The organism is Nocardia sp. FBN12, assembly GCF_054031145.1.
Genome location: NZ_CM132926.1, coordinates 7,139,184 through 7,157,891 on the forward strand (window position 1 = coordinate 7,139,184; position 18,708 = coordinate 7,157,891).

Below are 18,708 nucleotides of genomic sequence, written 5' to 3' on the forward strand. Positions count from 1 at the left end.
ATCGCGCAGCCCCCTTGTAATCGGCTTACCAATCCTGTTGCGGGATCTCGAGTCCGGAGGCTGATACCGCACGCAGCTTCGCCCACTCGCGCAGTGCGGTGATCTGGGTGCCGTGCAGCGACGACAGCGGCACCGTGTTCTCCATCGCGTGGAACAGGTCCGCCGCGTCCAGCGGGCGGCGGCCCGAGTAGGCGTCGAACAGTGCGGTCACCACGGCCTGCTCGATCTCGGCGCCGGAGAATCCCTCCGACGCGGTGGCCAGATCATGGGTCAGCGTGGGGGTCAACGCCATCCCGGCCGCCGGGCCGCGCAGTCGCCGGGTCAGGTGCAGCTGCCAAATCGCTTGGCGTTCACCGGGGCTGGGCAGGTCGACGAAGAAGATCTCGTCGAAGCGCCCCTTGCGCAGGAACTCCGGTGGCAGATTCTCGATGGAGTTCGCGGTCGCGACGACGAAAACCGGGCGGGTCTTCTCCTGCATCCACGTGAGAAAGGTGCCGAAAACCCGTGCGCTGGTGCCGGTGTCGCCTGCTGATCCGGCACCGGCGAAGCCCTTGTCGATCTCGTCGACCCACAGCACGCACGGCGCGCAAGCCTCGGCGGTCGCCAGGGCGGTGCGCACGTTGTGCTCACTCGCCCCGACCAGGCCGGCGAACATGCGCCCGATATCCATCCGGATCAGTGGAATTCCCCAGGCGGCGGCAACGGCCTTGGCGGTCAACGACTTTCCACAACCGGGGACGCCGGTGATGAGGACGCCCTTCGGTGCGGGCAGCCCGTAGGCGACGGCTTCGGCCAGCCAGGAATCAGCCCGCTTGCCCAGCCAGGCTTTCAGCACATCGAGCCCACCCACGTCATCGAGCCGCACGTCGGTACCGACCAATTCGAGCAGTCCGGACTTGCGGATCGTCTGCGCCTTCTCGGCGAGCACCACCTCGACATCGGATTCGTCGAGGGTGTTCCCGTTGACCATGGCGAGGGAGAAGGCATTCTCGGCTTCGGCGAGCGTGAGCCCCAGCGCGGCCTTGGTGAGCCGGTCATGACCGGACTTGCCGAGCGCGATGGTGACGGTGTCACTGTTGTGCGAGATCATCGAATCGAGCAGCTCGCGCATCGTCAGTTCATCGGGCAGCGCGAAATCCACTACGGTGACATCTTTTTCGAGTTCGGACGGGATGCGCAACAGGGGCGCGACGATGATCGCGGTCCGGGCGGATTCGCCGGCCCGGAAATCGCGCACCAGATCGCGCAGTGCGCGCACCACGTGCGGGTCCGCCGGGCGGGTGCCGTCGCCGAGGAACGCGTGCAGGTCACTGAGGACGAACACCGAGCGTTCCCGCACCCGTGCCACCCCGCCGAGCATGGCGGCGGGTTCGGTGGTGTTGCGTTCGGGCTGCCCGTCTTCGCGGGAAAGGCCCTGGGTGGCCGACCACTGCCAGACCGCGCGTGGCACGGTCAAACCCGTTGCCGCCGCTGCTATCTCGGCGACAACCCGCTGCTCTTCGAACGTTTCGATGTAGAGCAGCGGGAATCGGGCCTGCAGGAGCGAGACGAGGGATCGGCGGAACTGGTGCACAGCTGCCGATGGTAATGGGGACGACTCACCGTCGGCGGCGATAGATCCGACGTGCCCACAGCAGCAGCCCGAGGACTACGACGGGGCCGCCGATGAGAGTCGCGATGCGGGCACCCTGATGCGCTGGGCGGTCCTGCTCGACTTCCGAGCCGTCGGCGCGTGGTGGCGGCGAGGCCAGGGGAACACTGGGTTGCACTGCCTCACTGCCTGATTCGGGCAGCTTGCCGATTCTGGCGTCGGTGTCGAGGGCGAAACCGTAGTCCAGCAGGCGCGCGGCCTGCTCCCACGGGCGGATCGGGCGCACGTCGGCCTTGAGCAGGGTGACGACCAGGCGGTGTCCATCGCGTTCGGCGGCGGCGACGAAGGTCTGGCGGGCGTCGTCGGTGAAGCCGGTCTTGCCGCCGATCGCGCCCGCGTAGTTGTAGAGCAGCTGGTTGTCGTTGGCGATCGGGAAGCCTGGGTGGTCCTTGTCACCGGGGATCGCGGGGTCGGCGGGGAAGCCGGGGAAGTCGACCTGTTCGGTGTGGATGAGCTCGGCGAACAGCGGGATGCTCATCGCCTCGCGGAACAGCACCGACAGGTCGTAGGCCGAGGTGCTCATGCCTGGCCCGTCGAGGCCGGACGGGGTCGCGGCGCGAGTGTCCATCGCGCGCAACGTCTTCGCCACCTCGTTCATCTTCGCCACGGCCCGCTTGTCGCCGCCGAGCTGAGTGGCGATCGCGTGCGCGGCGTCGTTGCCCGAACACATGATCAGTGCCTGCATGAGCTGGCGGTTGGTATAGCGCCCGCCGGGGCCGATGCCGACCCGGGTGCCGTCGACATCGGCGTCGGCCTGCGTGCCGATCACTACTTCGTCCAGATCCAGGCTGCGCAGCGCGACGATCGCCAGGGCGACCTTGATGGTGCTGGCGGGACGGTAGCGACCGTGCGGATCCTTGGCCGCGAGCACGCGGCCGGTGTCGAGGTCGGAGACCATCCACGAGGTGGCCGAGATCTCGGCGGGGACCGGAGGTGCGCCGTCGGGCAGGACCACGCCGCAGTCGCCCATCCGCTGACCGCCGATGGCGGGCGAGGGGACAGGCAGCGGACTCGGCGTCGGGTCGCCCGGTGCGGGGACCTCCGAAGTGTCGACCGGGGCGGGCGGTTGCGTCTTCTGCGGGCAGTCGTCGGTGTTCGGAGTGGTGAACGGGGGCGTGGTGGTCGTGCTCGGACCACTGGACGGCGGTGCGTCGGTGGCGGGCACCGCGACGGCGGGGGTACCCGCGAGAGCGGCGACGGTAAGGGCGGCGCCGAGACAGCATGCGGCGCGCACGCCGACTTCACGAATCCTCATCACTGGGCAGCCTAACGGGCGCCGTCGCGGCGGGATTCTCGGTCTTTCGCCCTCGCTCGCGGGGGCGCCCAGCGGGGTCGACACGCGGGTCTGTCGTCCCCGCGGGCAACACAGTTGACATGAACACGCAAATGAGAGTTACTATCAAAAAGTAGTAGCTGTCATTTGGAGGAGAAATGCGTACGGAAGATTCCCGCCGCTGGCTCGCGCTCGGTGCGCTCGCCCTGGCGATGCTCACCATCGGACTCGACGTCACCGTGCTCACCGTTGCCATCCCGACGCTCGCGGTCGATCTGGACGCGAATACCGCTGCGCTGCAATGGTTCAGCAGCGCGTACACCCTGGCGCTCGCCGCGCTGATGCTGCCCGCCGGCGCGCTCGGCGACCGGTACGGACGCAAGAAGATCCTGCTCGCCGCGCTCGTGCTGTTCGGTGTGGCCTCGGTGGCCTGCGCGATCGCCGGGTCCGCCGGCCAGCTCATCGCGGCACGGGTGGTGCTCGGCATCGCCGCCGCCGCACTCGTTCCGCTGTCGATGTCGGTGCTGCCGGTGTTGTTCACCGACCCCGCGCAGCGGCAACGCGCGCTGACGATCTGGGTCACCTCGACCGCTATCGGCTTGCCGCTGGGGCCGATCCTCGGCGGCTGGCTACTGCGGCACTTCTGGTGGGGTTCGGTGTTCCTGATCAATGTTCCGCTGGTCGTCATCGGCGCGCTGGCCGTCGCCACCCTGGTCCCGGAATCGCGGAGCGACACCATTTTTCGGGTCGATCTTCTCGGTGCGCTGCTCTCGGCGGTAGGCATGCTCGGGCTGACCTACGGCTTCATCCGGATCGGTGAACGCGGCTGGGACGACCTGGTCGGGTGGCTCGTCGTCGCGGCCGGGGCGGCGACCCTCGCCGTGTTCCTGTGGTGGCAGCGACGTGCCGAGTACCCGCTGATCGACCTGGCGCTGTTCGCCGCGCCCGGCTTCCGGTGGGGCACCGCGATCTCGATCCTGGTCAGCTTCGCGATGTTCGGCATGTTCTTCACCGTCCCGCAGTACTTCCAGGCGGTGCTCGGCGTCGACGCGCTCGGCAGCGGGCTGCGGCTGCTGCCGTTGATCGGTGGCATCGTGCTCGGCAGCAGACTGGTCGACCTGCTGCTGCCCCGGCTCGGCGTGCGGGTGGTGATCACCGCCGGGCTGCTCGTGCTCGCCGGTGGCCTCGGACTCGGCGCGTTCACCACTGTCGAGAGCGGGTACTGGCTGACCGCGCTGTGGACGACGGTGCTCGGCGCCGGTATGGGTCTGGTCATGCCCGCCGCGGTCGGTCTGGCGATGGGTGAACTGAGCACCGAACGTTCGGGCTCGGGTTCGGCACTGCTGCAAGCACTTCGGCAGGCGGGCGGCACCATCGGCGTCGCTGTGCTCGGCACCGTGCTGGTCACCAGGTACCGGGCCGACCTCGGCGCCTTCGACCGGGCGCCGATCTCCGACGGTGTCAACGCGGGCGTGGCCGTCGCGGGCGAGACCGGTGATCCGGCGATGCTGGCGCAGGTGCAGCAGGCCTTCGTCGCGGGCATGGACACCATGCTCGGGCTGTGCGCGGCGGTGTGTCTTGCCGCAGGCCTCGTGGCCGCGCTGTGGCTGCGGCGGCCGACGGCACGGGTTACCGACGTGGATGCGGCAGAATCGATACATGTCGGTTGAGATGTCGCTACGCGAGCGGAAGAAGGAGCGGACCCGCCGAACCATCAGGGTCGAGGCGTTCCGGCTGTTCCGGGAACAGGGCTACACCGAAACGACGGTGGAGCAGATCGCGGCGGCGGCCGAGGTATCCCCGAGCACCTTCTTCCGCTACTTCCCGACCAAGGAACAGCTGGTAGTCGCCGACGACCAGGACGCGGTGATGATCGAGGAACTGGCCACGCTGCCGCGCGGCCTGAATCCGATCACCGCCATCCGCACCGCGACCGCGGCGGTGTTCGGGCGGATGTCGCCCGCCGAGCTCGCCTTCGAGCAGGAACGGCAGGAGCTGCTGTTCCACGTTCCGGAACTACGCTCGGTGATCGGTCTGGAATTTCTGCGCAGTATCGAACTCGCCGCCCAGATGCTGGCCGACTACACGGGCCGGTCCGCCGACGATTTCGATGTGCGGGTGGCCGCGGGCGCGATGATCGGCTCCATGCTCGCCATCGCGCCCGCCACCCCGATGAACGTCACCAATGTCGGTGACGCCCTGTCATTCCTGCAGGCAGGCCTGCCGTTCGACGATCAGGCCTGATCACTCCGGCTTGCTGCGCTGCACGGGGCAGCCGTGCGCCAGCGGGCCCAGCAGCTTGTTGTTGTCGTAGAAGTGCTCCAGCTCCAGGATGCGCAGATCCTCGCTCACCCGGGCGATGGTCACACCGAACATCTCGATGTGCTCGCCGGTGGGCTGGTGGCCCTTGTACTCACCCTCGAACTTGCCCCAGTGCCGCCACCGGAAGCTCACGGCCGGCGGGCCCGACAGCACCTCGAGAACCTCCCAGAAGAACCCGCCGGGGAAGGCGGTGTGGAAGATCTTGTGCGAGGAGTCGAAGGTCTCGTTCTCGGCGTCGTAGAACGGGTTGTCGCCGATCAGGATGTTGTAGCTGCCGATCCGGGCGAACTCCTCGGCGTCCTGCCACACCCCACCGTTGACCCGGCCGCGATACTGATCGGCCACCACCGACAGCCACGTCGCGGGGTCGGCCTTGTGCGAGACCTCCATCTCGAAGACCTTCACCAGGTCCTCGACGATCGCCTCGAGCGAACCGGGCGCGTGCTCGACGCTGCGCTCGCGCGGGATCACCTCGTGGCTCAGTTCATAGTCGGGAACGTTGCCACGCCATTGTTCCGGCGCCGCGGCGGCGATCACGGCTTCCCTGCCCCGCAGCCACAGCGGGGCTTCCGGTTCCGGGTTCTGCTCGGCCTGCGTATCCGTCACGTCCACAGTCATTTTGGTCTACCCGACCCTTTCAAAAAGCTCGAAGAACGGGTCGAAAGTAACAGCAGCGCAGCGAATCTCGCGTGCCAGATCTCACCAAGTGAGAAACTGGAAGGATCGAACTGTGTTCTGTCACAACGTGTTCGGAGATAGCTATGGCACCGGCTGGCTGGGGTGGCCGAGTCTGGCCGGTGTCTCGTCGTCCATGGTCGCGAAGAATTCGCCGAGCACGCCCACGATCTGATCCACCGAATCCGCGCAGAACAGCACCGGCTGGTAATGGGTGATGTCGTAGGCGATCGTGCCCATCTCCGCGACATCGAGCGGACGTAGTCGCGCGTGCCGGAATTCGTCGATCTCGCCGTACGAAGAGAGCAGTCCGGCGCCGTAGCAACGGATTTCGTCGTCCTCGCGGACCACACCGAATTCGAGCGAGAACCAGAAGACGTCGGCGAGGAATTTCAGCGCGCTGTCGGTCTCCAGCCGGCCCACCGCCGCGCCGACCGTCTCGTACAGCGAGGCGAAACGCGGGCTCGCGATCTGGTTGGCGTGGCCGATGATCTCGTGGATCGCATCGGGCTCCGGGGTGTACAGCGGTGCCGAGTGATGGCGGATGTACTGGGTGGAATGGAAGGTGCGATCGGCGAAGGAGCCGAAGAACTCACGCAGCGGAACCAGGCCGGCGGCGGGCACGTACCGGAAGCCGGTGAGGGGGGTGAGCAGCCGCGATACCTCGTCGAGTTGCGGAATGTGATCGTGTGGCAGGGCGAGTTCGCGCGCGGCTTCGCGGACCTCGCGGCAGGCGTAGACCTCGTGCTTGCGGGCCAGCTCCGACGAGGCGATCCGCCACACCTGCTGCTCGTCGTCGGTGTAGTCGATGTGGGGTGCGGGGGCGCCGGGGGAGTAGTCGAGTGCGAGCGCGGCGATGGCATTGCGGCGGGCACGGTAGTCCTCGTCGTGCACGCCGGGGTGGTCGTCGCTCAGATGCACCGTCACGTCGCCGTCACGCTCGCGCGTCACCGGCGAGTAGAGCTGGGCCTCGGTGAACATGACTCCAGGCAAGCACCGCGGTGGCGTCGCGACAACAACCACGCTGCCAACTACGCAAACTGCACAGTTGCAGGGTTGGTCGCCGTCGAATTCCGGCGGTGAACTGTGTTTTCTGTGCGCTTGCTGACCGATGCCACCGGCTGCTGTGCGGACTTGCGAACGCGTGGGTTCGGTAACGACGCGGTGAATTAGCCGACGAGGCCGGTGACCATCACGCAAGATTGCGTTCGTAGATGAGGAGGATGTGTGCGCACCCTGCGAATAGATCTCGATCAGCGCCTGCTGGCCGCGGCCGCCGACATCATGGGCACCGCCGACAGCAACGCCACCGTCAACGAGGCATTGCGCCGCATCGTGGTGCACGAACGCCAATTACGCAATCTGGAACGGTTGATGGCCGATTCGGTATTCAGCACAGATCCGCCTGCCGATCGGGGCAGCGCCTCTGATCCCGATTCGGTATTCAGCACAGAGCCGATGCTCAGCGCGGAGTCCACCTAGCGGGGAGGGGTTCAGGTTCGGGTTGCGTCACCGAGGTGGTGGCCGAGGGGTAGCTCGAACTTGTCGGTCCCCCCTGCGATCATCGGAGTCAGTCACCGATCCGCAGGGGGAACGATGTCGGTACCGATCGCGAGTTTGCCTGTCGCTCAACGTCCGCGTGAGCGTCTGCTCATGCTCGGCCCGCACGCACTCAGCGACGGCGAGCTGCTGGCACTGCTGCTCGGCCAGGGCACCCGCGGTCAGTCCGCACTGGAAGTGGCGGCCCAGTTGATCGGCGACTACGGCGGATTGGCCGAACTCGCCGCCGCTCGCCCTGAGGAACTGGCCGCAAGGGCGGGGATCGGGCCTGCCAAAGCCGCCACGGTCGTCGCCGCCTTCCACCTCGGCACCCGCTCGCGCACCCCCACCGATGCGCTGTCCCAGCTCACCACCCCCGATGACATCGCGGCCGTGGCGTTGCCACTGTTCGCGGGTGCCCGCGTCGAACGCCTTCTCGTCCTCGTCTGTGACACCCAAAATCGGCTACGGCATCGCGCGTTCGTCGCCGAGGGCGCCATCGACCACGTAGCCGTCCCGGTGCGCGAAATCCTCAACACCGTTCTCCGTCACGACGGCCGAGCCTTCGCCGTCGTCCATAACCATCCCTCCGGCGACCCGGCTCCCAGCCCCGACGACCGCCGGGCCAGCACCCTGCTCCACCAAGCCGCCCGCACGGTAGGCCTGCGCTACCTGGACCATATCGTGGTCGCGGGCGAAACCTGGTCCACTGCACCGCCTTTCGCGTGATCGGCGGGTGCTGTGCGGGGTGGGGCGCGATGCGCGCTCAGCCGGCGAAACCGGTGGTGCGAGCCATGTCCGCCAGCATGGCGTCGAACATGATCTCCGGGTCGGCCAGCGGGATCGGGTAGTTTCCGAACACCTCGAGGGTGACGTGGCCGAACAGCCGGGCCCAGATCTGCACCATCAGGTAAGTCACGCCGAGGTCCAGCTTTTCGGCGGGGAACTTCTGCCCCGACTCCGAGAGCATCGCGAGCAGTTCGGTCTGGAAGCCGATCAGGTCCTCGCGCAACGCGGCCGGGATGGTCTCGCCCGGCGGGGTGGCGATCTCGAAGTTCGCCAGCAGCCTGCCCGCGGCAGCCAGGAAGATCCGGCCGAAGGGTTCGTCGAAGCGGCGCATCATCGACGGACCTGAGGTGGGCGAGGCGAACACCAGGGTGAATTCCCTCGGATTCGCCAGCGCCCAGTGCCGGAAACCCCGGCAGATGGCTAGGAACTGCACCGCGCCGTCGTCGGGCAGCGGCTCGATCTCGGTCGAGAGGAACTCGGCCAGATCGACGCAGAACTCCATCCGCATCCGCTCGATCAACTCGTCGCGCGACGAATAGTGCCGGTACAGCGCGGGCGCGGTGACGCCGAGTTCGCGGGCGATCGCCCGCAGGGTGACCGCCTCGGGACCTCGCTCGGCCAGCAGCGCCCGGGTGACCCGCCGGATATCGGCATCGGTCACGACCGGCGCACGGCCACGCGCCTTGCCCGTCAAGCGGCCACCCCTTCGATCTTGGTTCGGTTCAAGCGTATTCGACTTCCCACCGCTTGATGCCGTTGAGCCAACCGCTGCGCAGCCGCACCGGATCGGAGACCTGGCGCAGGTTCGGCATCGCGTCGGCAATGGCATTGAACATCAGGTCGATCTCGAGGCGGGCCAGATTCGCGCCGACGCAGTAGTGCGTTCCGGTGCCGCCGAACCCGACGTGCGGGTTGGGGTCGCGCAGGACGTCGAACCGGAACGGGTCGGCGAAGGCGTCCTCGTCGAAATTGGCCGAGCTGTAGAACAATCCGACCCGCTGGCCCTGCTTGATCTGCTGGCCACCCAGCTCCAGGTCGCGCGTCGCGGTGCGCTGGAACGCGGTCACCGGCGTTGCCCAGCGCACGATCTCGTCCGGCGCGGTGCGCGGGCGCTGCTGCTTGTACAGCTCCCACTGGTCCGGGTTGTCGACGAAGGCCTTCATGCCGTGGGTGATCGAATTGCGGGTGGTCTCGTTGCCCGCCACCGCGAGCAGGATGACGAAGAACGCGAACTCGTCCGAACCGAGGTGCTCGCCGTCGACGTCGGCGTTGACCAGCTGGGTGACGATGTCGGCGGCCGGGCAGCCGCGCCGCTGTTCGGCCATGTTCCAGGCATAGCCCATCACCTCGGCGGTCGCGGTGTGGTGGTTGCCCTCGAACTCCGGATCGTCGTAGGAGATCATCTGATTGGTCCAGTCGAAGATCTTGCGGCGGTCCTCCTGGGGGACTCCGAGCAGTTCGGCGATCGCCTGCAGCGGCAATTCGACGGCCACCTGCTCGACGAAGTCACCGCGACCGGACTTCTTGGCTTCCCACACGATCTTCTCGGCCCGCTCGGTGAGCGCGGCGCGCAGGTTCTCCACCGCGCGCGGGGTGAAGCCCTTCGACACGATGCGGCGAATCTTGGTGTGCTGCGGCGGATCCAGGTTCAGCATCAGCATGTTGCCGAGCATGTCGATCTGCTCGCGCGTGGTCTCCTCGTTGAACCGGATGATCGCCGTGTTCTCGTGCGAGGAGAAGTCCTCCGGATTCTTCGAGATCTCCTTGATGTCGGCCAGCTTGGACACGACCCAGTACCCGCCGTCGTCGAACCCGCTGGCGCGGTCGGGCTGCGCGCACCACCAGACCGGCGCGGTCCGCCGCAATTGCGCGAACTCCTCGATAGGCAATCGGCTGGCGAGTAGATCGGGATCGGTGAAATCGAATCCCGCGGGGATGTTTGTGCTGGTCACGGCTGCCTCCTTCGATCCGGTGCGCGAACGTCACACCGTGATGTGGAACACGTTCAACACGATGAAACCACGTCCGCACCCTTTATGAACAGTGTTTAGTAATACCTGTTCACAAACTGGGCTGATCGACGCCGGTCACCGCGCCGGATGTCGACCGGACTGGCTCCGGATCGACCGATTCGCCGACCGGCGTCGGCTGCGCATGGGCACAATGGCGGCGTGGACCTGCCGTTTCTGCGTGCGAACCCGCACCTGTTGCCGACGTTTCTCGCTCACCAGCGGCTGCGGACGACGCCTGTCGCCGGTGGGTCGATCAGTGTCGCCGAGCGAATCGCGCTCGACGACGGGACGCATCTGTTTCTGAAGACCTGGCCGGGCGGGCTGTCCGCCGCCCCGACCGCCGCGCCCGCGCCCGCTCCACCCGGGCTGTTCGCGGCGGAAGCGCAGGGGCTGCGCTGGCTGGGGGAGGCCGGTGGCGTCGCGGTGCCGGAGTTGTACGCGCAGACCGACGAGCTGCTGCTGATGCAGTGGGTCGACCATGCCGAGCCGACCGCGACCGCCGCCGAACGTTTCGGCGCGGGACTGGCACGCACTCACCGCGCGGGCGCTCCCGCTTTCGGCGGGCAGGAGGACGGCTTCCTCGCGGGCCTACCACTCGACAACACCCCCGGCGACGACTGGCCCACCTGGTACCGCGAGCGCCGAATCCTGCCGTATCTGAGACTCGCCGTAGACGCGGGCGCCCTCGACCCCGCCGACGCCACCTACCTCGAATCGATCCACATCGAAGCCCCCACCGAACCCCCCGCCCGACTACACGGCGACCTCTGGCCCGGCAACATCCTCTGGGGACCGTCCGACACCCCCTGGCTGATCGACCCCGCCGCCCACGGTGGCCACCGCGAAACCGACCTGGCCACCCTGTGTCTGTTCGGCGGCGCGCCACACTTGCCGCGAATCATCGCCGCCTACAACGAAATCCATCCCTTGGCGCCCGACTGGCGGAGCCGGATCCCCCTGCACCAACTCCACCTGTTGCTGGCCCACGCCGTCCTCTTCGGCCGCACCTACCGAACTGCCGTTCTGGAGGCCGCGGCCAACTATCACTAGCTCGTCGCGGAACAGTTCGGCCTCAGCTGTTCTGTTCGGCCGGTTCGGGTCGGTGGCCCTGAGATTTCGGCTGCTGCCATGAGCCGACAAGAGTGGCAGTGAGCCCGCCGATGAGGATCAGCAGACCTGGGTTGAACGTGATGGACGTGGAGGCCGGGTAGTCCAGGCTCGCGAAGGTGATCGTGAATCCGATGCTCAGTGCGACCAGGATGCCAAGGGTTTCGGCGACCGCCAGGCAGGACAGCCACGCTCTCGGTATGTGTCGGCGGTACCCGACGAAACCCGCAACGACCAGCAGTACCGCGCCGAAGACCAGAACCGGCAAGCCGGGGGCGCCGACCTCACGTAGGTCCCACAACGAGTACATTCGCTGGCCTCGTCGGCGATCGATCGCGAAGAGCGGAAACCAGAGCCCGATAAGGGTCGCTATGGACCCGCCGAGCAGCATGCCGCTCGCGGGGGCGACCTTGTTGTTGTAGCCGAATATCGGCATCCACGTCTGCGACACCGGGCAATCCTAGTGAACGGCGAAGGCCGCCTCCGTCATTCGATGAGGGGGCGGCCTTGCTGTGCGCTGATCAGACGGCAGCCGGTTCGCGTCGCCGTGCAACGGGCAGAACATGCGGCGCCGACCGGGTGGCCCACACGGCGAACCCGATGTAGAGCGCCTGCTCCGGGATTCGTTGCCACAGTGGCGAAGCCGGCTCTCCCGCGAAGGGGATGTCGTTGAGCGCGGCGTAGATGTTGGCGGGCAGAAGCAGCAGGAACAGTGGAACGAGAGCCCAGCCCGCGAGCCTGCGGGTGCGGGTGAGGACCAGTCCGACCGCGGCGAGCAGTTCCAGCACCCCGCTGGCCAGGACCATGAACCCGGGGAACGGGACGAACGGCGGAATCATGCCGACCATGTCGGCGTAGTTGGGCATCACGGTGACGCTCGCGGGCATGAAGTGCGCGGTTCCCGTCATCACCAGCATGACGGCCAGCGCGTGGGCCGCGCTGACGGACCACGAGGCGAATCGGGTCACGCCGAGTGCTCCGAGCGTGCGAAAGACAACCAGCGAGCCGATGAGGGTGATCAGGGTGATCATAGTTTCTCCCGGAATGGATACTTACACTATCTACTATGGATAGTAACACTATCCGCCTTGTTGTCATTCCCGCAAGTACCGACGAACGACAAAGGCCGCCCACACCTTTCGGTGCAGACGGCCTCAGGGCTCACCTGGCTAGCCGGAACTTCGAGCATCGGCAACCCATAGCTGCCAGGAGCCGACGACAGCGGCGGCAGGTCCTGCGACCAATACCAGCAGGCCGTAGTGGAAGGTGGCATGGCTCACCGAACTCGAGCTCATCGCGGAGTAGTTCGTGAGCGCTGTGGAGTATCCGATGGATATCGCGAGCAGGATCCCGATCCCCACCGCCACCGCGACACCCGCCAGCCAGCCTCGAACTCCGAGTGCTTCGAGGTGCGCAGGGATGAACGAGCCCATGATCAGGAGAACCGCACCCAGGACGAACAGCGGAAAGCCCGGCGTCCCACTCTGATGCAGGTCCCACATCGAACGGCTGGGGGCAGTCGGCCTCGCGCCGGCGGTAAGGGTGAACAGGGGCAGCCACAGGCCCGCGATGGTCGCGATCGCCCCGCCCAACATGGCCCCGCGGGCACCGGAGCGCTGGTCATCGGCGGAGAACACAGGGATGCGTGAGTCGGACATGTGCCGATCCTAGTGACGTACCAACGACGAAGGCCGCCTTCATCTTTCGATGAGGGCGGCCTCCGAAACCGAGCGGGGAAGATCAGCGGGTGAAGAGCAGGGCCCGCTTGACTTCCTGGATCGCCTTGGTGACCTCGATGCCACGGGGGCACGCGTCGGTGCAGTTGAAGGTGGTGCGGCAGCGCCAGACACCTTCGACGTCGTTGAGGATGTCGAGACGCTCGCGGGCACCTTCGTCACGGCTGTCGAAGATGAAGCGGTGCGCGTTCACGATCGCGGCGGGGCCGAAGTAGCTGCCGTCGGTCCAGTAGACGGGGCACGACGTGGTGCAGCAGGCGCACAGGATGCACTTGGTGGTGTCATCGAAGCGGGCGCGGTCGGCCTGGCTCTGGATCTGTTCGCGGGTGGGCTCGTTACCCGAGGTCATCAGGTAGGGCTTCACCGCGCGGAACGCGTCGAAGAACGGCTCCATGTCGACCACGAGGTCCTTCTCCACGGGCAGGCCGCGGATCGGCTCGACGGTCATGGTGAGGGTCTTGTCGCCCTTGGGCAGCATGTCCTTCATCAGCACCTTGCAGGCCAGCCGGTTCACACCGTTGATCCGCATGGCGTCGGAGCCACACACACCGTGGGCGCAGGAGCGCCGGAAGGTGAGGGTGCCGTCCAGGTAGGACTTGATGTAGATGAGCACGTTGAGGAAGCGGTCGGTCGGCAGGACCGGCACCTGGAAGGTATCCCAGTGCGCGCCCTTGTCGTCCTCGGTGCTGAACCGGGCGATCTTGACGGTGACCATGACCGAGCCCTCGGGGACCGGCGCCGGCTTCTGCTTGGTGGGTTCGATAACAGCAGTCATCAGTACTTACGCTCCATCGGCTCGTAGCGGGTCTGCACCACCGGCTTGAAGTCGAGGCGGATCTCGGAGATGAGCTCCGACCCCTCCTTGTACGCCATGGTGTGCCGCATGAAGTTCACGTCGTCGCGATCCGGGTAGTCCTCGCGGGCGTGACCGCCACGCGATTCCTTGCGGTTGAGCGCGCCGACGACGGTGACCTCGGCCAGCTCGAGCAGGAAGCCCAGCTCGACGGCCTCGAGCAGGTCGCTGTTGTAGCGCTTGCCCTTGTCCTGCACCGTGATCCGGGTGTAGCGCTCCTTGAGTGTGTGGATGTCGGTGAGGACCTTCTTGAGGGTTTCCTCGGTGCGGAACACGCCCGCGTTCGCATCCATGGTGGCCTGCAGCTCGGTGCGGATGTCGGCCACGCGCTCGTTGCCGTGATCGGACAGGATCAGCTCGAGCCAGTCCATCACCATCTGCGACGGGTTCTCCGGCATCTCGACGAACTCGGTGCGGTTGGCGTACTCGGCGGCCGCGATGCCGGCGCGACGGCCGAACACGTTGATGTCGAGCAGCGAGTTGGTGCCGAGACGGTTCGCGCCGTGCACCGAGACACACGCGCACTCACCGGCGGCGTAGAGGCCGGGGACCACGTCGGTGTTGTTGCGCAGCACCTCGCCACGGATGCGGGTGGGGATACCGCCCATCACGTAGTGGCAGGTCGGCATGACCGGCACGAGCTCCGAGACCGGGTCGACGCCCAGGTAGGTGCGCGCGAACTCGGTGATGTCGGGCAGCTTCTCCTCGAGCACGTCGGCGCCGAGGTGGGTCACGTCGATGTAGACGTAGTCCTTGTTCGGGCCCGCGCCACGGCCTTCGGCCACCTCGAGCACCATCGAGCGGGCGACGATGTCACGCGGCGCGAGGTCCTTGATGGTGGGGGCGTAGCGCTCCATGAAGCGCTCGCCGGAAGCGTTGCGCAGGATGCCGCCCTCACCGCGCACAGCCTCGGAGATGAGGATGCCGAGGCCGGCGAGGCCTGTCGGGTGGAACTGGTGGAACTCCATGTCCTCGAGCGGCAGGCCCTTGCGGAACACGATCGCCATGCCGTCACCGGTCAGTGTGTGCGCGTTCGAGGTGGTCTTGTACATGCGGCCCGAGCCGCCGGTGGCGAACACGATCGACTTCGCGTGGAAGATGTGGATCTCGCCGGTCGACAGCTCGTAGGCGACGACGCCGGTGGCGACGGGGCCACGATCGGACTCGGTCATCACCAGGTCGAGCACGTAGAACTCGTTGTAGAACTCGACGTCGTGCTTGACGCAGTTCTGGTAGAGCGTCTGCAGGATCATGTGACCGGTGCGGTCGGCGGCATAACACGCGCGACGCACGGGCGCCTTGCCGTGGTCACGGGTGTGGCCACCGAAACGACGCTGGTCGATCTTGCCCTCGGGCGTGCGGTTGAACGGCAGGCCCATCTTCTCAAGGTCCATGACGGCGTCGATGGCCTCTTTGGCCATGATCTCCGCGGCGTCCTGGTCGACGAGGTAGTCGCCACCCTTGACGGTGTCGAAGGTGTGCCATTCCCAGTTGTCTTCTTCGACGTTGGCCAGCGCGGCGCACATGCCACCCTGGGCCGCGCCGGTGTGGCTACGGGTCGGGTACAGCTTGGTCAGGACCGCGGTGCGAGCACGCGGGCCGGCCTCGATCGCCGCGCGCATGCCCGCGCCACCGGCGCCGACGATGACCACGTCGTAGCGATGCTCCTGAATCGGACGGGATTCACTCATGCGAGGTGGCCTGTTCCTAACCTGTGATGTTGGGGTCGAAGGTGAAGACGACGTACGTGCCGACGGCGACGACTAGGACCATCGAAACCGCGAGAATGGTCTTGAGCCAGAACCGCGTGGAGTCCTTGCGCGAGTAGTCGTCGATGATCACGCGCAGGCCGTTGCCACCGTGCAGCTGAGCCAGCCACAGCATCGACAGATCCCAGAACTGCCAGAACGGGCTGGCCCAGCGACCGGCCACGAACGCGAAGTTCAGCCGGTTCACGCCACCGTCGATCATCAACATGATGAACATGTGGCCGAGTACCAGGATGATCAGGAACAGGCCGGAGATGCGCATGAACAGCCATGCGTACTTCTCGAAGTTGCCGTTCGACTTGCCACGCGGCGAGCGGGGCAGGTCGAGGCTGGCCGGGCGATCGTAGGACTTGGCGAGGACAGGTGCGCTCATATCAGTGCTCCGTCAGCAGGTAGAAGAACTGGCGGCCGACGCCGGCGGCGGAGACCAGAACCCAGATGGCGAGCACAATCCACAGCATCTGCTTCTGGAATCGCGGACCCTGGGACCAGAAGTCGACGAGAATGACCCGGACGCCGTTGAGGGCGTGGAACAGGACGGCGACGACGAGGCCCATCTCCATGAGCGCGACCACAGGGTTCTTGTAGAGCGCGATGGAGTTGTCGTAAGTGTCCGGGTTGACCCGGACCAGTGCCGTGTCCAGCACGTGCACGAAGAGGAAGAAGAACAGCGTGACACCGGTGATCCGGTGCAGCGCCCAGGACCACATGCCGGGGTCGCCGCGGTACAGCGTCTTCCGCTTCGGCTGGGCCGGAGCCGGAGCTTCTATCGTGGTCATAGAGTGCGGTGCCTCCAACGTCGTTGATGGACCCGGTCACAGATCCGACGCCGGCATGCGTGGAGAGGCAAATGCCCAGGTGGCTGCGCTGTATTCTCGAGCGCTGGCCCGCCGCCGGGAACCTGAACCGATCTTCGGTGAACTCTAATCCCCTCTGTTTCTCGGAACTAATTCGGCGTGCCGTGCGTTGCGGGTAAAACTAGCGAGTTAGGTTTGCCTTTCTTGATGCCGGATACTGGTGATTCGGCTCCTGTTTCCCCGTGTTCGGCGGGATCTGCTGGAGGTTCTCGGTGCCCGAAATTGACTGGAATACGTTGCATGACATGGCAATTCGGGCAATGGGGTCGGCGTATGCGCCGTACTCGGGTTTCCCGGTCGGCGCCGCTGCTCTCAGTGCGGATGGCCGAATTGTGAGCGGATGCAATGTGGAAAATGTCTCATATGGGCTAACCCTGTGTGCCGAATGTGTACTCGTCGGTAACTTATTCGCGTCGGGTGGCGGGCGTCTCGTCGCGGTCTCGGTGACCGATTCCCGGGGCCAAATCCTGATGCCGTGTGGGCGCTGCCGTCAGCTGCTGTTCGAACACGGCGGGGGCGAACTCCTGGTGGATCACGCCGACGGCCCGAAGCCACTGTCGGAGCTGCTGCCCTACGCCTTCGGGCCGGATGATCTGGCGGCCGGACAGCAGTAGTCGGACCGCGGTGCCAGACTTGGGCCATGACGGCACTGGATGCGGTTTCGATCATTACTGGTAAGCGTGACGGCGGGGAGCTGTCCGATGCTCAGATCGACTGGGTGGTGGACGCCTTCACCCGGGGGATCGTGGCCGACGAGCAGATGTCGGCCTTGGCCATGGCGATCGTGTGGCGGGGGATGACCCGGCGCGAGACCGCGCGGTGGACGGCGGCGATGATCTCCTCGGGCAGCCGGATGAACTTCACCGACCTGCCTCGCCCGACTGTCGACAAGCATTCGACCGGTGGGGTCGGGGACAAGATCACTCTTCCGCTGGCGCCGCTGGTCGCCGCGTGTGGTGCGGCGGTGCCGCAGTTGTCCGGGCGCGGGCTCGGACATACCGGTGGGACGCTGGACAAGCTCGAGTCGATCCGTGGGTGGCAGGCCGATGTCACGGTGCCGCGGATGCGCGAGATTCTGGCGGATCCGGCGATCGGCGCGGTGATCTGCGCGGCGGGGGCTGATCTGGCGCCCGCTGACAAGCGGCTCTATGCGCTGCGGGATGTGACCGGGACTGTCGAGTCGATTCCGTTGATCGCTAGTTCGATCATGAGTAAGAAGATCGCCGAGGGGACGGCGGCGCTGGTGCTCGATGTGAAGGTGGGGTCGGGGGCTTTTCTGAAGACGCTCGACGGGGCTCGGGAACTCGCTACGGCGATGGTCGAACTCGGGCGGGATGCGGGTGTGAACACGGTCGCGTTGCTGACGGCGATGGATACTCCGCTCGGGCGGACTGCGGGTAATGCGATGGAAGTGGCTGAGTCGGTGGAGGTTCTTGCCGGCGGGGGGCCTGCTGATGTGGTCGAGCTGACTTTGACGCTCGCCCGGGAGATGGTTGCGCAGGCAGGGCTGCACATCGATCCTGCGGATGTGCTCGCGGATGGTCGGGCCATGGATCACTGGCGGGCGATGATTCAGGCGCAGGGTGGGGATCCGGATGCTGCGCTGCCTGTTGCTCGGCATACCGAGATCGTGCGGGCGGAATCGAGTGGGGTGCTGGTTCGGCTCGATGCGATGGGGGTGGGGGTTGCCGCGTGGCGGCTCGGCGCGGGGCGTGCGCGTCAGGGGGAGCAGGTGCAGGCGGGTGCCGGGATCGAAATGCACGCCAAACCGGGTGATTCGGTGGTGGCGGGGCAGCCGTTGTTGACGTTGCATACCGATACGCCGGATGCGTTCGCGGGAGCTTTGGCGGCGCTCACGGACGCGGTAGGCATTGAAACCGGCTCCGAGTGGAAGCCTGGCGAGCTGATTTTGGGGCGCATCGGCTGAGCTGAGGCGGTGGTCCGGGCGAGTGAGGGCTCGCCTGGGTGGTAAGTGATGTCCTGGGTTTGAGTAGTCCCAGGCAGGTTTGGGCTGTGTTTATTGGAGCGCTGGCGCGCTCGAGTCGCGGCCCCGAGGGGCCGCCGGTTAGGCGCCGTTGCTTGCTCCTTCGTCGCCTACGCAACGGCGCCTAACCGGCGACCCGGC

General features: G+C 66.5%; 20 protein-coding genes. 7 read left to right on the plus strand and 13 right to left on the minus strand.

Going from position 1 to position 18,708, the window contains the following annotated elements:
* Nucleotides 1-25 precede the first annotated feature (25 nt).
* Both ACWZHB_RS33530 and ACWZHB_RS33535 read right to left on the minus strand, forming a co-directional pair.
* On the minus strand, nucleotides 26-1,573 hold the full coding sequence (locus ACWZHB_RS33530) for an AAA family ATPase (protein WP_427905686.1): 1,548 nt from the start codon (nucleotides 1,571-1,573) through the stop codon (nucleotides 26-28).
* A gap of 25 nt (nucleotides 1,574-1,598) precedes the next feature.
* Nucleotides 1,599-2,906: a D-alanyl-D-alanine carboxypeptidase family protein gene (locus tag ACWZHB_RS33535; protein WP_427905687.1), complete on the minus strand. Its 1,308-nt coding sequence runs from the start codon at nucleotides 2,904-2,906 to the stop codon at nucleotides 1,599-1,601.
* Nucleotides 2,907-3,082: 176 nt separating this feature from the next.
* Between ACWZHB_RS33535 and ACWZHB_RS33540 the strand changes: the two genes are divergently transcribed.
* Nucleotides 3,083-4,594, plus strand: coding sequence for an MFS transporter (locus tag ACWZHB_RS33540; protein WP_427905688.1), 1,512 nt, complete (start codon nucleotides 3,083-3,085; stop codon nucleotides 4,592-4,594).
* On the plus strand, nucleotides 4,584-5,168 hold the full coding sequence (locus ACWZHB_RS33545) for a TetR family transcriptional regulator (protein WP_427905689.1): 585 nt from the start codon (nucleotides 4,584-4,586) through the stop codon (nucleotides 5,166-5,168). The genes ACWZHB_RS33540 and ACWZHB_RS33545 overlap by 11 nt, the downstream gene beginning before the upstream one ends.
* Here ACWZHB_RS33545 and ACWZHB_RS33550 read toward each other — a convergent pair whose 3' ends face one another.
* Nucleotides 5,169-5,852 carry a SnoaL-like polyketide cyclase gene (locus ACWZHB_RS33550; RefSeq protein WP_427905690.1) on the minus strand — a complete coding sequence of 228 codons (684 nt, stop codon included), beginning with the start codon at nucleotides 5,850-5,852 and terminating at the stop codon, nucleotides 5,169-5,171.
* A 153-nt stretch (nucleotides 5,853-6,005) separates the two neighbouring features.
* On the minus strand, nucleotides 6,006-6,902 hold the full coding sequence (locus ACWZHB_RS33555) for a phenylalanine 4-monooxygenase (protein WP_427905691.1): 897 nt from the start codon (nucleotides 6,900-6,902) through the stop codon (nucleotides 6,006-6,008).
* Nucleotides 6,903-7,148: 246 nt separating this feature from the next.
* Between ACWZHB_RS33555 and ACWZHB_RS33560 the strand changes: the two genes are divergently transcribed.
* Both ACWZHB_RS33560 and ACWZHB_RS33565 read left to right on the plus strand, forming a co-directional pair.
* On the plus strand, nucleotides 7,149-7,403 hold the full coding sequence (locus ACWZHB_RS33560; RefSeq protein WP_427905692.1) for a type II toxin-antitoxin system VapB family antitoxin: 255 nt from the start codon (nucleotides 7,149-7,151) through the stop codon (nucleotides 7,401-7,403).
* A gap of 114 nt (nucleotides 7,404-7,517) precedes the next feature.
* A complete protein-coding gene (locus ACWZHB_RS33565) occupies nucleotides 7,518-8,189 on the plus strand; it encodes a JAB domain-containing protein (RefSeq protein WP_427905693.1) in 672 nt (223 codons plus the stop codon).
* Between the two features lie 37 nt (nucleotides 8,190-8,226).
* On the opposite strand, the gene ACWZHB_RS33570 is transcribed toward ACWZHB_RS33565, so the two are convergent.
* Together ACWZHB_RS33570 and ACWZHB_RS33575 are read right to left on the minus strand one after the other, a co-directional pair.
* A complete protein-coding gene (locus ACWZHB_RS33570) occupies nucleotides 8,227-8,943 on the minus strand; it encodes a TetR/AcrR family transcriptional regulator (RefSeq protein WP_427905694.1) in 717 nt (238 codons plus the stop codon).
* 28 nt (nucleotides 8,944-8,971) lie between these two features.
* Complete coding sequence (locus ACWZHB_RS33575; RefSeq protein WP_427905695.1) at nucleotides 8,972-10,201, minus strand: cytochrome P450; 1,230 nt, start codon at nucleotides 10,199-10,201, stop codon at nucleotides 8,972-8,974.
* Nucleotides 10,202-10,420: 219 nt separating this feature from the next.
* Here ACWZHB_RS33575 and ACWZHB_RS33580 point away from each other — a divergent pair, with 219 nt between their 5' ends.
* On the plus strand, nucleotides 10,421-11,311 hold the full coding sequence (locus ACWZHB_RS33580) for a fructosamine kinase family protein (protein WP_427905696.1): 891 nt from the start codon (nucleotides 10,421-10,423) through the stop codon (nucleotides 11,309-11,311).
* Nucleotides 11,312-11,333: 22 nt separating this feature from the next.
* Here the strand turns inward: ACWZHB_RS33580 and ACWZHB_RS33585 are convergent, their stop codons facing one another.
* The 7 genes from ACWZHB_RS33585 to sdhC all read right to left on the minus strand — a co-directional run bounded on the left by ACWZHB_RS33585 (nucleotide 11,334) and on the right by sdhC (nucleotide 16,505).
* Nucleotides 11,334-11,819 carry a hypothetical protein gene (locus ACWZHB_RS33585; protein ID WP_427905697.1) on the minus strand — a complete coding sequence of 162 codons (486 nt, stop codon included), beginning with the start codon at nucleotides 11,817-11,819 and terminating at the stop codon, nucleotides 11,334-11,336.
* A gap of 70 nt (nucleotides 11,820-11,889) precedes the next feature.
* Nucleotides 11,890-12,399: a DoxX family protein gene (locus ACWZHB_RS33590; protein WP_427905698.1), complete on the minus strand. Its 510-nt coding sequence runs from the start codon at nucleotides 12,397-12,399 to the stop codon at nucleotides 11,890-11,892.
* A 138-nt stretch (nucleotides 12,400-12,537) separates the two neighbouring features.
* Entirely contained in the window at nucleotides 12,538-13,026 is a 489-nt protein-coding gene (locus ACWZHB_RS33595; protein ID WP_427905699.1) for a hypothetical protein, read from the minus strand.
* 82 nt (nucleotides 13,027-13,108) lie between these two features.
* Nucleotides 13,109-13,879: a succinate dehydrogenase iron-sulfur subunit gene (locus ACWZHB_RS33600; protein ID WP_378635503.1), complete on the minus strand. Its 771-nt coding sequence runs from the start codon at nucleotides 13,877-13,879 to the stop codon at nucleotides 13,109-13,111.
* Nucleotides 13,879-15,630, minus strand: a complete 1,752-nt coding sequence (sdhA, locus tag ACWZHB_RS33605) for a succinate dehydrogenase flavoprotein subunit (RefSeq protein WP_427909381.1) — start codon at nucleotides 15,628-15,630, stop codon at nucleotides 13,879-13,881. Before sdhA ends, ACWZHB_RS33600 begins: the two co-directional genes overlap by 1 nt.
* Before the next feature lie 34 nt (nucleotides 15,631-15,664).
* A complete protein-coding gene (locus ACWZHB_RS33610) occupies nucleotides 15,665-16,099 on the minus strand; it encodes a succinate dehydrogenase hydrophobic membrane anchor subunit (protein ID WP_427905700.1) in 435 nt (144 codons plus the stop codon).
* A 1-nt stretch (nucleotide 16,100) separates the two neighbouring features.
* Nucleotides 16,101-16,505 carry a succinate dehydrogenase, cytochrome b556 subunit gene (gene sdhC, locus ACWZHB_RS33615; protein WP_427905701.1) on the minus strand — a complete coding sequence of 135 codons (405 nt, stop codon included), beginning with the start codon at nucleotides 16,503-16,505 and terminating at the stop codon, nucleotides 16,101-16,103.
* Nucleotides 16,506-16,795: 290 nt separating this feature from the next.
* On the opposite strand from sdhC, the gene ACWZHB_RS33620 reads away from it, so the two are divergent.
* Both ACWZHB_RS33620 and ACWZHB_RS33625 read left to right on the plus strand, forming a co-directional pair.
* Nucleotides 16,796-17,197, plus strand: a complete 402-nt coding sequence (locus ACWZHB_RS33620; RefSeq protein ID WP_427905702.1) for a cytidine deaminase — start codon at nucleotides 16,796-16,798, stop codon at nucleotides 17,195-17,197.
* 26 nt (nucleotides 17,198-17,223) lie between these two features.
* Complete coding sequence (locus tag ACWZHB_RS33625) at nucleotides 17,224-18,510, plus strand: thymidine phosphorylase (protein ID WP_427905703.1); 1,287 nt, start codon at nucleotides 17,224-17,226, stop codon at nucleotides 18,508-18,510.
* The last annotated feature ends 198 nt before the right edge of the window (nucleotides 18,511-18,708 follow it).